The 14,766-nt window shown below is 72.0% G+C and carries 14 protein-coding genes; 9 read left to right on the plus strand and 5 right to left on the minus strand.

What is annotated here, in order from left to right; translation table 11 throughout:
* The first annotated feature begins 51 nt into the window (after window positions 1-51).
* From ACSU6M_RS07890 to ACSU6M_RS07915, 6 genes are all read left to right on the plus strand, one after another.
* Window positions 52-822 (plus strand): IclR family transcriptional regulator, encoded by a 771-nt coding sequence (locus ACSU6M_RS07890; RefSeq protein WP_437068209.1) that lies wholly within the window; start codon window positions 52-54, stop codon window positions 820-822.
* Between the two features lie 6 nt (window positions 823-828).
* Window positions 829-1,299 (plus strand): GNAT family N-acetyltransferase, encoded by a 471-nt coding sequence (locus ACSU6M_RS07895; RefSeq protein ID WP_437068210.1) that lies wholly within the window; start codon window positions 829-831, stop codon window positions 1,297-1,299.
* A gap of 78 nt (window positions 1,300-1,377) precedes the next feature.
* Complete coding sequence (locus ACSU6M_RS07900; RefSeq protein ID WP_437068212.1) at window positions 1,378-2,385, plus strand: hypothetical protein; 1,008 nt, start codon at window positions 1,378-1,380, stop codon at window positions 2,383-2,385.
* Window positions 2,382-3,638: a sensor histidine kinase gene (locus tag ACSU6M_RS07905; protein WP_437068213.1), complete on the plus strand. Its 1,257-nt coding sequence runs from the start codon at window positions 2,382-2,384 to the stop codon at window positions 3,636-3,638. Before ACSU6M_RS07900 ends, ACSU6M_RS07905 begins: the two co-directional genes overlap by 4 nt.
* Window positions 3,635-4,297 carry a response regulator gene (locus tag ACSU6M_RS07910; protein ID WP_437068215.1) on the plus strand — a complete coding sequence of 221 codons (663 nt, stop codon included), beginning with the start codon at window positions 3,635-3,637 and terminating at the stop codon, window positions 4,295-4,297. Before ACSU6M_RS07905 ends, ACSU6M_RS07910 begins: the two co-directional genes overlap by 4 nt.
* A 64-nt stretch (window positions 4,298-4,361) precedes the next feature.
* On the plus strand, window positions 4,362-5,813 hold the full coding sequence (locus ACSU6M_RS07915) for a peptidoglycan D,D-transpeptidase FtsI family protein (protein WP_437068216.1): 1,452 nt from the start codon (window positions 4,362-4,364) through the stop codon (window positions 5,811-5,813).
* Here the strand turns inward: ACSU6M_RS07915 and ACSU6M_RS07920 are convergent.
* Entirely contained in the window at window positions 5,810-7,204 is a 1,395-nt protein-coding gene (locus ACSU6M_RS07920; RefSeq protein ID WP_437068218.1) for an NCS2 family permease, read from the minus strand. The genes ACSU6M_RS07915 and ACSU6M_RS07920 overlap by 4 nt on opposite strands.
* Window positions 7,205-7,422: 218 nt before the next feature.
* On the opposite strand from ACSU6M_RS07920, the gene ACSU6M_RS07925 reads away from it, so the two are divergent.
* The 3 genes from ACSU6M_RS07925 (at window position 7,423) to ACSU6M_RS07935 (ending at window position 9,781) form a co-directional block, all read left to right on the plus strand.
* Complete coding sequence (locus ACSU6M_RS07925; protein ID WP_437068219.1) at window positions 7,423-7,989, plus strand: SigE family RNA polymerase sigma factor; 567 nt, start codon at window positions 7,423-7,425, stop codon at window positions 7,987-7,989.
* A complete protein-coding gene (locus tag ACSU6M_RS07930) occupies window positions 7,986-8,864 on the plus strand; it encodes a hypothetical protein (RefSeq protein WP_437068220.1) in 879 nt (292 codons plus the stop codon). Before ACSU6M_RS07925 ends, ACSU6M_RS07930 begins: the two co-directional genes overlap by 4 nt.
* A gap of 83 nt (window positions 8,865-8,947) precedes the next feature.
* Window positions 8,948-9,781, plus strand: a complete 834-nt coding sequence (locus ACSU6M_RS07935; protein WP_437068222.1) for a pectate lyase — start codon at window positions 8,948-8,950, stop codon at window positions 9,779-9,781.
* 134 nt (window positions 9,782-9,915) lie between these two features.
* On the opposite strand, the gene ACSU6M_RS07940 is transcribed toward ACSU6M_RS07935, so the two are convergent.
* The 4 genes from ACSU6M_RS07940 to ACSU6M_RS07955 all read right to left on the minus strand — a co-directional run bounded on the left by ACSU6M_RS07940 (window position 9,916) and on the right by ACSU6M_RS07955 (window position 14,754).
* The gene (locus ACSU6M_RS07940) at window positions 9,916-11,022 is read right to left on the minus strand and encodes a pectinesterase family protein (RefSeq protein ID WP_437068223.1); all 1,107 of its coding nucleotides are present in this window, start codon (window positions 11,020-11,022) and stop codon (window positions 9,916-9,918) included.
* Between the two features lie 134 nt (window positions 11,023-11,156).
* The gene (locus ACSU6M_RS07945) at window positions 11,157-12,473 is read right to left on the minus strand and encodes a pectate lyase family protein (RefSeq protein ID WP_437068225.1); all 1,317 of its coding nucleotides are present in this window, start codon (window positions 12,471-12,473) and stop codon (window positions 11,157-11,159) included.
* Window positions 12,474-12,492: 19 nt separating this feature from the next.
* A complete protein-coding gene (locus tag ACSU6M_RS07950) occupies window positions 12,493-13,293 on the minus strand; it encodes a rhamnogalacturonan acetylesterase (protein ID WP_437068226.1) in 801 nt (266 codons plus the stop codon).
* A gap of 123 nt (window positions 13,294-13,416) precedes the next feature.
* Window positions 13,417-14,754 (minus strand): ABC transporter substrate-binding protein, encoded by a 1,338-nt coding sequence (locus tag ACSU6M_RS07955; RefSeq protein ID WP_437068228.1) that lies wholly within the window; start codon window positions 14,752-14,754, stop codon window positions 13,417-13,419.
* Window positions 14,755-14,766: the final 12 nt, after the last annotated feature.

Raw genomic sequence — 14,766 nt, forward strand, 5'->3', positions numbered from 1 at the left:
ATGAATATGCTGTCGGAGACTATTTGGCGTCGATCGAAGGGGTCAAGGGCGATGTCAGGCGAGACGGGGGGCGGAGCGCAGGTCAAGTCCGCCGTGCGGACGGTCGAACTGCTCGAGTACTTCGCCGGGCGCCCCGGCATGCACTCCCTCGGGGCGGTCCAGGAGGCCGTCGGCTACCCCAAGTCCAGCCTGTACATGCTGCTGCGCACGCTCGTGGAGCTGGGCTGGGTGGAGACGGACGCCACCGGCACGCGGTACGGCATCGGCGTACGGGCGCTGCTGGTCGGCACCTCCTACATCGACGGCGACGAGGTGGTCGCGGTGGCGCGGCCGACGCTGGACCGGCTCTCCGACGACACCACCGAGACCATCCACCTCGCGCGCCTGGACGGCACGAACGTCGTCTATCTGGCCACCCGGCAGTCGCAGCACTATCTGCGCCCCTTCACCAGGGTCGGCCGCCGGCTGCCCGCGCACTCCACCTCGCTGGGCAAGGCGCTGCTGAGCACCTACTCGGACGAGCAGGTGCGCAAGATGCTGCCCGAGACGCTGCCCGCGCTGACCGAGCACACCATCACCGACCGGGAGAGGCTCATCGAGGAGCTGCACCAGGTCCGTGAGCAGGGCTACGCGGTCGACCGCGAGGAGAACACCCTGGGCCTGCGCTGCTTCGGCGTGGCCATCCCCTACCGCACCCCGGCCCGCGACGCGATCAGCTGCTCGGTCCCGGTGGCCCGGCTGACCCCCGCGCACGAACAGATGGTGAAGGACGCCCTGTTCGACGCCCGCGACCGGCTGACCCTGGCGACCCGGAGGCTCTGAACACCCATGGACGTCGTACTGCGCCCGGTCCACGACAGCGATCTGCCGGTGTTCTTCCGGCAGCTGAACGATCCCGAGGCGCTGCGCATGGCCGCCTTCACCCCGCGCGACCCGGCCGACCGGGACGCCTTCGAGGCTCACTGGGCGAAGATCCGTGCCACCGACGACATCCAGCGGACCGTCCTCGTGGACGGGGACGTGGTCGGCAGCGCGGCGGTCTACGGCGCTCCGGGCGAGCGCGAGGTGACGTACTGGATCGACCGTGCCCACTGGGGGCGCGGTATCGCCACGGCCGCGCTGCGCGGGCTGCTAGCCGAGGTGTCCGAGCGGCCGCTGTACGCGCGGGCGGCGGCGGACAACTCCGGTTCGCTTCGGGTGCTGGAGAAGTGCGGGTTCCGCAGGACGGCTCGTGAGCGGGGGTTCGCCAACGCCCGGGGCGAGGAGATCGAGGAGTTCGTGCTCGTCCTGGAGGGCTGAGCCCCTCCCCCGCGCGGCGGAGGCGGATCGTCGGAGGGCACGACGTGCGGGAGGCGGTGGGCGCGGGAGGGTGGGGGCATGACGCAGACAGCCCTCGCCCCCGCAGCCCCCGCCCCCACGGCACCCGACCGGACCCGGCGGACGCTGCGGGCCGTCGCGATCGCCGCGTGCGTGCCGTATCTGGGGCTCAAGGTCGCCTGGCTGGCAGGGAGCCGGGTCGGCATCCCGGACGGCAGCTCGCTGCTGGACCACCGCGCCGCCGTGGCCGTCGCCAACGGGGTGACCGTCCTGATGGACGCGTGTGTGATCGTGCTGGCCGTCGCGCTGACCCGGCCGTGGGGCAGGCGGCTGCCCGCGTGGCTGCTGACGGTGCCGGTGTGGGCGGCGACCGGACTGCTGGCCCCGATCATGACCGGTTTCCCGGTGCAGCTGGTCGTCAGGGCACTCGGCGGCGGGGACACCACCGGCGACGGGGACGAAGTCTTCCTGGACTCCTGGGTGTTCGGGTTGGTCTACGGCGGCTTCATCGTGCAGGGCCTGGCCCTCGGGGCGCTGTTCGCGCTCTACGCCCGTGAGCGCTGGGGACGTCTGTGGCAGGGCCGGGTGTGGGACGTGCCGCGGGCGCTGCTCGGCACCGGCGCCCAGAAGGCGGTCGCCGTCGGGGCGGCCGTACTCGCCGTGCCGCCGCTGGCGGGGCACCTGCTGTGGGCCTTCGGCGGCACCACCGGGCTCGACGGGGCCCGGATCGACGACCGGGGCAGCGACTTCACCATCGTCGAGGCCCAGGCCGCCGCGTTCCTCGTGGTCGCCGTCGCGGCCGCCCTGCTGCTCGCCTTCCGCCGCGGCCCCGCGCTGCGGCTGGCGGTGCCGCTCACCGCGGCCTGGGTCGGGTCCGCCGCCTCGGCGTGCTGGGCGGCCTGGCAGGGGACGGCCGCGCTGGTCGTCGCGGAGGGGGCCGACGAGCGGCCCACCGCGCTGATGAACCTCACCTACGCTTGCGGCGTGATCGTCGGCGTTCTCGTGGCGGGCCTGGTCGCCCGCCTCCTCCTCGCGCGCTCGGCGGCCGTCGGCCGCCTCACGGGGTGAGCGCGTTCGTCCGGGCGCTGCTCGGACGGCGGGCGCGCCGCCGCTGGATCCATCTGATCCTCGGCGGCGCGCTCGCCATGCCGTACTTCTTCGTCGGCCAGCTGATCGTGGGACCGGCCGCCCACTCGCGGTTCGTCTTCCAGGACATCGCCCTGCAACTCGCCTCGTTCGCCCTCGGGTTGCCGCTCGCCGCGGTCACCTCGCTGTTCCCGCCGACCCGGACCCTGGAGTCGGGCGCGGCCCGCGCGCTGTGCGGCGTCGACGCGGACGCGCTGGCGTACGGGCCGGCCCGCAGCCGGGCGGCGAGGAGGCGGACGGCCGCCTGGTTCACGCTGCATCTGGGGCTGGGCGGGATCGTGTCCGGGATGTCGCTGGCCGTGCCGCCGTTCGCGGGGGTGCTGATCGCACTGCCGGCCGTGTCGTGGCTGACGGACAGCCGGCTGGGGATGCCCGCACTCTTCGACCGGGCCTGGGTGCTGGCGCTGTGCGCGCCCGCGGGTGCGGCGATGCTCGTGCTGCTGGCCGCGTGCGCGGCCGGGGCCGGTGCGCTGCTCGCCCGGTGGGCGCCGGTGCTGCTCGGGCCGGGCCCCGAGGACCGGCTCGCGGCGGCCGAGGCGCGCGCCGCCGACCTGGCCGTGCGCAACCGGCTCGCCCGTGAGCTGCACGACTCCGTGGGCCACGCCCTCAGCGCGGTCACCCTCCAGGCGAGCGCGGCCCGGCGGGTGCTGGACAGCGACCCGGAGTTCGTCCGTGAGGCGCTCGCCGCGATCGAGGACACCACCCGGCGCACGGTCGGCGAACTGGACGCCGTCCTCGGCGTGTTGCGCGCCGGTGACGCCCCCGGCACGGCGCCCGCCCCGACGCTCGCCGACGATCTGGACGGCCTGCTGCGCCGCACCCGCGCGGGCGGCACCGACCTGACCGCCGACATCGCGGTGGAGCCCGCCGCCGTACCGCCGATGCTGTCCCGCGAGGCGTACCGGATCGTGCAGGAGGGGCTGAGCAACGCGCTGCGGCACGCGGGCGGCGAGGTGCCGGTGCGCCTGCGGCTGGCCGTGGCGGGGGGCGCCCTCGAGATCGGCGTGGAGAACCCGGTGAGCGGGACGGCGCCCTGCCGCCCCGGCGGCGGCCACGGGCTGCGCGGCATCGCCGACCGGGCCCGGCTGCTGGGCGGCACCGCGCAGGCGGGGGCCGAGGGGGACGTGTGGCGGCTGCGGGTGCGGCTGCCGCTGACAGGACAGGAGACCGTATGAACGACCGGCCGATCCGGATCGTCCTCGCCGACGACGAGCGCATGGTGCGCACCGCCCTGCGCGCGATCCTCTCCGCCGAGCCCGGACTGGAGGTGGTCGGCGAGGCGTCGACCGGCGCGGAGGCGGTGTCCGTCGTACGGGAGGCGCGGCCCGACGTCGTCCTGATGGACGTCCGAATGCCCGGCACGGACGGCATCCGGGCCACCGAGCAGATCCTCGCGACCCTGTCCGAGCCGCCGCGGATCGTCGTCGTCACCACCTTCGAGAACGACTCCTATGTGTACGACGCGCTGCGCGCGGGCGCGGCCGGGTTCCTGCTGAAGCGGGCGGACGCGGACGAACTGGTCCAGGCGGTACGGCTGATCGCGCGCACCGACGCGCTGCTGTTCCCGGCGGCCGTGCGGGCCCTCGCGGTCGAGCACGGGCGGGCGACCGCGGCACCCCCGGCGTGGGTGGCGCGGCTCACCGGCCGGGAGAGCGAGGTGCTGCGGCTGATGGCGGGCGGGCTGACCAACGCGGAGATCGCCCGGCGCATGGAGGTGGGCGCCGCGACGGTGAAGACGCATGTGGCGGCCGTCCTGGCCAAGACGGGGGCGCGGGACCGCACACAGGCGGTGATCGCGGCGTACGAGGCGGGGTTTCTGAGGACGACCTCATGAGAGGCGCATGAGAAAACGGACGGAAGGGAACGGTCCGGTCGCATTCGCTCGTCTTGTGAGCGGGATGAACAAGACGATCAGGCGCGCGTCCGTCTTCACGCTGCTGCTGGTGCTGGCCCTGCTGATCAGGGCCACCTGGGTGCAGTTCTACGAGGGCAGGGCGCTGGCGGCAGACAAGGACAACCGGCGGAACGCGATCGCGCTGTACAGCGAGCCGCTCGGCAACATCGTGGTGGGCGGCGAGGCGGTCACCGGCTCGGCGCGGACGACGAGCGGCGACCTCAGATACCGGCGGACCTACACCGACGGCGAGCTGTACGCGGCCGTCACCGGGTACAGCTCGCAGGTGTACGGCGCCACCCAGCTGGAGGGCGTCTACCAGGACCTCCTCGACGGCACCGACCCCCGGCTGCAGACCGTCATGGACACGGTCACCGGCAAGCGGGCCGCTCCCGGCGACGTGCTCACCACGATCGACCCGGCCGTGCAGAAGGCGGCGTACGAGGCGCTGGGCGACAAGAAGGGCGCCGCGGTCGCCATCGACCCGGAGACCGGCCGGATCCTGGCGGTGGTCTCCACACCGTCCTACGACCCCTCCGACCTCGCCACGGGCGACTCCGACCGCTGGAAGCAGCTCCAGCAGGACCCCGACAAGCCGATGACCAACCGCGCGCTGCGCCAGCCGCTGCCGCCGGGTTCCACGTTCAAGCTGGTCGTCGCGGCGGCGGCACTGGAGGACGGGCTGTACGCGTCGGTGGACGACAGGACGGACAGCCCGGACCCGTACGACCTGCCGCAGTCCAGCGACGACCTGACCAACGAGAACCCGTCGGCGCCCTGCGAGAACGCCTCGATCCGGGTCGCGCTCCGGTACTCGTGCAACAACGTCTTCGGCAAGATGGCCGTCGACCTCGGTCAGGACAAGGTCCGGGCGATGGCCGAGAAGTTCGGCTTCAACGACGACGAGCAGGACGTGCCGGTGCGCGCCTACGCGAGCGTCTACCCGAAGGACATGGACGAGCCGCAGACCGCGCTGTCCGGCATCGGCCAGTTCGACGTGACCGCGACGCCGCTGCAGATCGCGATGGTGTCGGCGGCGATAGCCAACGGCGGTGAGCTCATCTCCCCGCACATGGTGTCGCGGATCACCGACAGCGACGGCGATGTGCTGAAGGACTACGACGACAGCGCGTCCGGCACACGGATCGTGAGCGCCTCCACGGCCGAACAGCTCCAGTCGGCCATGCAGACGGTCGTGGAGGAGGGCACCGGCACCAACGCGCGGATCGACGGCGTCACGGTGGGCGGCAAGACGGGCACCGCCCAGCACGGTGAGAACAACTCCAAGACGCCGTACGCCTGGTTCACCTCCTACGGGAAGTCCGAGGCCACCGGCAAGCAGGTCGCCGTCGCGGTGATCGTGGAGCAGTCGGACGCCGAGCGCTCCGAGGTCAGCGGCAACGGGCTGGCCGCGCCGGTGGCCAAGGCCGTGATGGAGGCCGCGCTGGCGGACTAGCCGAGCAGCTGCTCGACGGGGTCGATGGCGAAGTACACCAGGAACAGCGCCGAGGCGCCCCACAGCAGCCAGTGCACCTCCCGTGCCTTGCCGAGGACCGTCTTGATCAGGACGTAGGCGACGAAGCCGGCGCCGATGCCGTTGGTGATGGAGTAGGTGAAGGGCATCACGGCGATGGTGAGGAACGCGGGGATGGCGATGTCGTAGCGGTCCCAGTCGATGTGCTTGACCTGGGTCATCATCAGGAAGCCGACGGCGACCAGGGCGGGGGCCGCAGCCTGGAGCGGGACGATGGTGAGCAGCGGGGTGAAGAACAGGGCGAGGGCGAACAGCCCGCCGGTGACGAGGTTGGCGAAGCCGGTGCGGGCGCCCTCGCCGACACCGGCCGCCGACTCGATGTAGGAGGTGGCCGAGGACGCCGAGGAGGCGCCGCCCGCGACGGCCGCGGCGCCGTCGATGAGCAGGACCCGGCCGAGGTTCGGGACCTTGCCGTCCTCTCGCAGCAGGCCCGCCTCGGCGCTGACGCCGACGACCGTGCCCATGGTGTCGAAGAAGTCGGACAGGATGAGCGTGAAGATCAGCAGGACGACGGTGATCACCCCGACGCCGGGTTCGTCGAAGGCGCCGAACAGGCTGAACTGACCGAGCAGCCCGAAGTCCGGGGTGTCGACGACCTTGTCGGGCCACTCGGGCGTGGTCAGTCCCCAGCTCTTCACGTCGGCGGCCGACTCGATGAGGATCGCCAGCAGCGTCGTCGTCACGATGCTGACGAGGATCGCGCCCTTGACCTTGCGGGCGAGCAGGGCGACGGTCAGCAGCACGCCGAGGCAGAAGACCAGCACGGGCCAGCCGGCGAGGGTGCCCGTGCCGCCCAGCTGCACCGGCACGGTGGTGTTCGCGGCGTCCGGGATGCGGCTGACGAAACCGGCGTCCACGAAGCCGATGAAGGCGATGAACAGGCCGATGCCGACGCTGATCGCCTGCTTCAGCGGCTGCGGGATGGCGTGCATGACGGCCTCGCGCAGCCCGGTGACCACCAGCAGACAGATAACCAGACCTTCCAGGACGATGAGGCCCATCGCGTCGTCCCAGCTCATCAGCGGGGCGATCTGGAAGGCGACCACCGCGTTCAGGCCGAGTCCGGCGGCGAGCGCGAGGGGCAGGTTGCCGCCGACGCCCATGACGACCGTCATCACCGCGGCCACCAGGGCGGTGGCGGTGGTGAGTTGGACCGGGTCGAGCGCCTCGCCGTACTTGTCCTTGGCGCTGCCCAGGATGATCGGGTTGAGCACAAGGATGTAGGCCATGGTGAAGAACGTGGCGAAACCGCCGCGTATCTCCCGGCCGATGGTGGATCCCCGTTCGGAGATCCGGAAGTACCTGTCGAACATGGCGGACAACTCCCCGGCGCGCGCTTGATCGTGTGCGGATGCTGGCTGGATTGTTCCCCTGTCGAACCCGTTTCAGGTTTTCCGCGTGTTACGGAATCGGGTTCGGTCTGCCATACGGCGTTCGAATCCTCGTACGGATCGCTGATACAGTTCCGGATCTCGTCCCGGCGTACGGCTGTTCGACGTGCCCGGGGAATCACTGCGAGGAGAGACCGCCCGTGGGGACAGTCGTCGACGACGCCGCCTCCGTGGAGTTCCACGCCTTCTTCGAACGCCACTACGCCGAACTGGCCCGCCTCGCCCACCTGTTGACCGGTGAGGCCGATGCCGCCGACGATCTGGCGGCGGACGCGCTGCTCGCGCTGTGGCACCGCTGGGACCGGGTCCGCGCGGCCGACCGGCCGGTGGCGTACGCGCGCGGGGTGGTCGCCAACCTGGCCCGCAGCCGTATCCGCGGCGCGGTGCGCGAGCGGCGCCGGATCGCCCTGTTCTGGTCGCGCGGCGAGGAGCGGACCGAGGGTCCGGACGTCGCCGGGGCGGTGGACGTCCAGGCAGCGCTGCGCATGCTGCCGTTCCGCAAGCGGGCCTGTGTGGTGCTGCGGCACGCCTTCGATCTGTCGGAGAAGGACACCGCGCTCGCCCTCGGTGTGTCGGTGGGTACGGTGAAGAGCCAGACCTCGAAGGGAATGGCCGAGTTGCAGCGGCTGCTCGGGGCCCAGGGGGCGCCGCAGCGGGTGCGCGCGGTGATGGCGCGCAGCGGCGAGGCCGGAGGAAGGAACCGATGACGCGGGACGTGCACGACGAGCTGCGCGCCCGGCTGCGCGAGGCGGCCGAGGCGCATCGGCCGGACCGCGCGCGCATCCTGGCCAGGATCGAGCACGGCATGTCCGACCGGGCCCGCGCGGACCACCGCGCCCGGCCGCGGCCGGCGCTCGGCTGGCTGCGGGTGGCGGGCGCCACGGCCGCGGTCGCCGGTGTGCTGGCGGTCGGCGGATACGCGGTGGCCTCCGCGGTGAAGGAGGAGGCTCCCCCGCCGCAGGGCACGGTCGCCGCGTCGCCGACGCCCGCCCCGTCACCGGAACCGAGCCGCCCGCCCGCCTTCCCGGCGGACCCGACGCCCGGCGCCGAGGACAGCACCCGGCGGCCCGACCCGACCGGCGGCGCGACCGCGTCCGGCACCCCGGCCCCTCGCACCCCGTCGGCCACGCCCGAGACCCCGGCCCGGCCGCCCGCCTCCGGCGCCGAGGACGGCCCGCTGTGGTCGGACGGCTCGGTGGACCCGCACAGCCACGACTTCTGGGCGCAGAGCAACCTCACCCTGCGGACCTCCGAGGAACTGGCCGCGCTCACCGTGCGGTTGGAGATCGCCCAGACCGGCGGGGTGTCCTCCACGGGCGCCTGGCGCTCGCTGCCCGAGGAGGACTTCACGCTCACCGTCGAGGAGCGCGGCGGGCTCCTGCGGTACACCTGGGTGCTCAAGGCGGGCCGGACGGTCCCGGCGGGCGAGTGGGTGTTCGCCGGGCAGTACGACCACGAGCGCGGCGGCCGGGACGCCGGGGACGACCGCTACTCGGCGACGGCGACGACCGCGGACGGCGAACGGCTCGCCGTGGCAGGCGGCTTCGCACCCCAGGGCGACCCCGCGGACGCGGACCGGTAAAAAAGTCCGACGGCACGGCAACCCCTTCCGCACCGGTGGCGACAAGGAGACGCAAGGATCCCCCACCCGGCAAGGAAACGCGTATGACAGCACGACCCGACCAGCGTGTCCGTCACCGCCGCCGCCTCACCAAGCGGCGCGCGGCCATCGGCGGCACCGCCGCGCTCGGCATCACCGCCACGGCGATCGTCACCACGACGATGCTGTCCTCGGCCGGCGCCGCGTCGTCCTGGCCGACCGCCACCGGCGAGAAGCCCGTCAGCAGCACCGTCGAGGTGTCCGGCACCTACGACGGCGGGTACCGGCGCTTCTACGGCAGCGGCCCGCTCGGCGGCAGCGGCCAGGACGAGGACCAAAAGCCGGTCTTCACCCTCGCGGACGGCGCCGTCCTGAAGAACGTCATCCTGGGCGCCCCCGCCGCCGACGGCATCCACTGCCTGGGCAGCTGCACCCTGCGGAACGTCTGGTGGGAGGACGTCGGCGAGGACGCCGCCACCTTCAAGGGCACGTCCGCGTCGGCCGTGTACACGGTGTACGGCGGCGGCGCCCGCAAGGCCGACGACAAGGTGTTCCAGTTCAACGGCGCCGGCAAGCTGGTCGTGACCAGGTTCCAGGTGTCGGACTTCGGCAAGCTGGTGCGCACCTGCGGCAACTGCCGGACGCAGTACAAGAACCGCCAGGTGATCATCAACGACGTGGACGTGACCGCGCCGGGCAGGTCGATCGTCGGCATCAACGCCAACTACGGCGAGACAGCCGCCCTGCGCAAGGTGCGCATCCACGGCGACAGCGGCAGGAAGATCAAGCCGTGCACCCGCTTCCAGGGCAACAGCACCGGCGCCGAGCCCAAGGAGCTGGGCACCGGCCCCGACGGCACCCACTGCCGTCACACCGCTTCGGATCTCCTCTACCAGTGAGCCGCCGGCCGCCCCCCGGCCGGCCTTCCGGGTGTCGACCCCCATCGCGCCCGGACACGGAACGCCCCCGCCGGTGACGACCGGCGGGGGCGTCTCCCTGTGCCGGGACGTTCGCTGCGACGACCGTCTCCGGCTCAGGTCCGCTCGTACGGCGTCCAGTCCCCCAGGTAGGTCCGCCGCGTGTGGGCGGCGGCCTCGTCGGCGGTCAGCCGCGGCCGGTTCTCCGGCACCGAGACCACCGCTCCCGGCCCGTGGTTGGCGTACTCCGCAAAGCGCATGGCCTGCCACGGATGGGCCTCGCGCATGTGCGTGTAGGGCGCGACCGCGTCGATGCCCGGCCCCAGCCAGGTGTCCCGCACGGTCAGCATCGGGCGGGCGGTGAGGTCGGAGCTGGGCACCCAGGGGCGGGCCAGCTTGTAGAAGGCATCCGGGGCCTCGCTGCTGATCCGGCTCCTGGTCACCAGGTAGCCGCGCGGGTTGGCGCCGGCCGTGGAGGGGGCGAAGACGAAGCCGTACGGGGCGGAGGGCAGGTCGGTGCGGTCCAGGGTGCGGAAGTGGCAGTGCTCGAAGACGGCGGTGGCCCGCCCGAAGACGAAGTCGACGTCGCCCTCGACATAGCAGTGGGCGTAGTAGTGCCGGGCGAAGACACCGAGTGCGCCGGAGTCGGCGTACAGGGTGTCCTGGTGGCCGAGGAAGCGGCAGTGGTGGAACGCCGACCGGTCGCCCAGCACCTTGATCGCGACGGCCTGGGTGCCGGAGACACCGGGGTGGTCGGCGCGCAGCCAGTCGTTGGCGAAGGTGATCCGGTGGGCGGTGAACCCGTCGGGGCGGACCAGGGTGGTGGCGGAGCCGGAGGTGCCGTAGGTGCCGGAGCCGTCGGGCCTGGGGGTGCCGGCCGCGTTGTCGTGGACGATCACGGTGTCGCGGGGGTCCCCGCTCGCCCCGATCCAGGTCATCTCGGTGGCGGTGGCGGGGACGGCGACCGTCTCCCGGTACACGCCCGGCGCGAGGACCAGCGTGTGGCCGGGCGCGGCGGCGGCGGTCACGGCGGCCTGGACGGTGGTGAAGTCGCCGCGGCCGTGCGGATCGACGTAGAGCGTCCGCCCGGTGAGGCGGGCGGCCGGGGAGCCGTACCGGCCGAACGGCGCGGCCGGGGTGCGGCCGGCGGCGTGCGCGGGCAGCGGGGCGAGGGCCAGGGCGGAGGCGCCGGCGACCAGAAGTCGCCTTCTCGACAAGGGCATGGGGCAGGTGCTCCTTCACGGTGCGGGCGTGAGGGGGTGGGTGCCGGGGCGGGCACGCCCTGGGATGGGGGCGCGGTGCGGCGCCGCCCCGGCGGTCCGGGTCGGGCAGGCCGGTTCCGGATCCGGTCGGCCGGTCAGCGCAGCCGGCCTGCGCCCGCGTGGTGGCGGACGATGCCGGGGACGGCCTGCGCGGGGTGGACCTTGGTGCGCAGCACGGGCGTCCAGCCGGCGCCTGACCGGAGGGTCTCGGCGGGGATCTCCGCGTTGTGCACGGCGATCAGGTCGACGGGGCTGCCGTTGACGACGTTGCCGTGCGCGGTGACCGGCGCGTCGTTCCACTTCTTGAGGATCTTCGCCGGGCTGATCCCGTCCGGCAGCGTGAACGCGTTGTGCTCGGCGACGAGCTGGGACTCCTTGCCGATGCCGAAGCTGTAGGAGTACGAGGCGTCGGCCACGAAGTGGTTGTTGTACGAGTCGACCTGTCCGAACCGCACGCGCGGGGCCCGCTCGACGAGGTTGCGGAAGAGGTTGTGGTGGAAGGTGACCTTCAGGCGGCCCCGGTCGGTGGCGGTCGCGGACGCGCCGTCGCTGTTGCCGATCAGGATCGTCTTGTCGTGGTCGGCGAAGACGTTCCAGGACGCGGTGACGTAGTCGGAGCCGCGCACGACGTCCAGTTCGCCGTCGTGCTGCTGGTACAGCATCCCGAAGTAGGTGGGGGCGGCGCTGTCGGGGTGGCTGCCGTCGGTGAAGGTGTTGTGGTCCATCCAGACGTGGGTGGAGCCGTGGACGACGGCGGTGTCGTACTCGGAGTTCCAGTTGCCCTTGCTGCCGTCGGTGGGGTCCCACTGCGGGAAGCAGTCGACCGGGCTCTCCAGGGTCAGGTTGCGGACGATGACGTTGTCGACGCCCTTGATCTGGAGGCTGGCCCCCTTGATGCCGGCGTTCCGTCCGACGCCGATGACGGTCGTGTTGGAGGGCACCTCGACCTTGATGGCCTTGTCCTGGTTGGCGGCCGAGGCGCGCCGCAGCCCCTCGGGGCTGTCGTCCGGCTCGGCGCTGAGGTCGGTGTCGAGCCCCCAGGTCTCGGGCGCGTACTTCTCCAGATAGGCGGCGAAGTCGTACCCCGGCACGGCGAAGGCGTCACAGCCCTGCGCCACGGCGTCGATCGTCCCCTTCACCTTGACGATCTTCGGCGCGCTGCCTCCGGCCGCGAGGGCGGCCCTGAACTCGTCCCAGGTGCGGACGGTGTACACGTGCTCGGCATCGGCGTCGGCCCCGCCGGTGGTACCGGTTCCGTACGAGGCCCACCCGTCGTTCGCCGGCAGCACCTCCCGCGCCACGTCCCGCCGGCTCTCGCTGTGGGCGACGGCACCCGCGGTGACGGACAGCACGAGTGCGGTGCATCCGACGAGCACGGTGATGACACGTGCATGACACTTTGTGGTGCTCACAGTTGCGGCTCTCCTCAGTTCAGTTCTCGACGTCCGAAGGCCAGGTGATCCAGGACTCCGGGATCTCGTCCTCCAGCCGGCGCACGTCCCGCGGCGCCAGCACCCGCGCCCGCACCAGCTCCCGCGCCACCGTCCGGGCCACGGCGATCGCACCGGGCGGATTGAAGTGCGTGTTGTCCTGCTCGCTCTCGGTCCAGTTGAAGTACGCCTTGGTCCCCTCGGCCCCGAGCTCCTGCCACAACGCCAGCGACAGCGCCTGCACATCCAGCAGCGCGACGCCCTCCTCGGCGGCCAGCGCCCGCATCGCCGCCGGGTACTCCCCATGACTGGGCAGCGCCTTGCCTCCGGCGTCGAAACGCCGCCGCTCGACCGGGGTCACCAGCACGGGCCGGGCTCCCCGCGCCCGCGCCCCGTCGACGTACATCCGCAGGTGCTCCTGATACGTCGACCAGGGCTCGGTGTACCGGGCGGGATCGCTGATCTTCTGATCGTTGTGCCCGAACTGGATCAGAAGAACATCGCCGGGCCGGATCACGCGGAGAAGCGCGTCGAGCCGCCCCTCGTCGACGAAACTCTTCGAACTCCGGCCGTTCACCGCGTGATTGGCGACCGGCCGGTCCTTGTGCAGAAAGAAGGGCAACGCCATGCCCCAGCCGGTCTCGGGGGCGGCGGAGAGGTACTTCTGAGCGGCGGTGGAATCGCCGGCTATGCAGAGGGTGCGCGTGGCGTTCTTGGCGCCGTGCGCGGAACCGGCAGCAGCCACGCCGAGCGGAACGGCGGCGATCGCCGCACCGGTCACTTGTCTACGGGTGAGGGACACGTGAGGCGCCTTTCGACGGGGAGGGAACCCCGCGCCCCGAAGGGCGCGGGGCTGTATTCGCCAGGCGGCTACCGCCGCGTGGGCGCGACCGGCCGCGGCGAACCGGCGGCCGAGGAGCGACCGTCAGCCCTTCTGCTCGTTCCACTCCGCCTGAGCCTCGTTCAGCTGCTCGGCCAGCCCGTCCAGGAATTCCTTCGCGCTCATCTTCCCGAGCAGCACCTTCTGGAAGTTCGGCTCGTTGTCGGCCTTGGAAATGGTGTTCCAGTCCGGCAGGTAGTACGGCAGCTGCACAATGGTCGTGGAACCGTCGCTCAGCGCCTGCGCCGCCAGCTTCGTGGGCTCCGCCTTCCCCACCCACGCGTCCTGCGCCGCCTGCGTGTTCGACGGCACCTGTCCGGCCGCCTCGTTGAACTTCGAGTTCTGCTCGTGGGACAGCGCGAACTCGATGAACTTCCAGGCGGCTTCCTTGTTCTTGGAGCTCTTGAACATCCCGATGCCGTCGACCGGGTTGGACACCTGAACCCGCTTCCCCGTGGAGCCCACCGGCTGCGGAATGCCCCGGAACTTCTCCGTCCCCAGCGCCTTCACATGGTCCTGGTAGGACCCGAGGTTGTGGTTCAGCATCCCGATCGTGCCGGAGTCCCACTGCGCGACCATCTTGGTGAAGTCGTTGTTGAGGTCGGCCGCGGGAGTGACCCGCTTGAACAGCCCGGCGTACTTCTCCAGCGCCGCGACGTTCTTCGGATCGTTCACGGTGGTCTTGTCGCCGTTCCAGAACGACGTGATCCCGGACTGCCCGTACATCGCGTCCAGCGCCTGGGCGATGGACCCGGCGCCACCGCGGATGGTGTAGCCGAACTCGTTCTTCTTGGCGTCGGTCAGCTTCTCGGCCGCCTCGTAGAACGTGTCCCACGTCGAGGGCTCGTCGAGACCGGCCTTCTCGAACAGGTCGGTGCGGTAGTACAGCACACCGTTGTTCGCGGAGGTCGGGATGGAGTACAGGGTCCCGTCACCGCCGCCGGCCGCCTTCATGGACTCGACCATGTCCTTGTTGAGCATGCCCTTCAGGGCGGACTTGGCGAGCCGCTCGTCCAGCGGCTCCAGCGCGTCCTGCGCGGAGAACCCGGCGAGCATGGCCGCGCCGACGCCTCCGACGTCCGGCAGGCCGCCGCCCTGGATGGCGGTGTCGACCTTGGACTGGTACTCGGTGGAGGCGATGCCGACGTACTCGACGTCGATGTCCGGGTTGGCCTTCTCGAAGTCGGCGATGAGCGCCTTCCAGGCGTCGGTGCGGACACCTCCGTTGTTGTCCCAGAAGACGATCTCGCCCTTGCCGTCGCCCTCGGAGCCCGTACCGCCGCCGCTGCCGTCGTCACCGCAGGCGGTGGCGGTCAGGGCGAGCACGGATCCCAGGGCGACGGCCACGGCGGTGCGCCTGCTTCTGCTGATGCTGATCTTCATCGGTCGGCTCTC

Source organism: Streptomyces sp. enrichment culture (genome assembly GCF_964272895.1).
Lineage (GTDB): Bacteria > Actinomycetota > Actinomycetes > Streptomycetales > Streptomycetaceae > Streptomyces.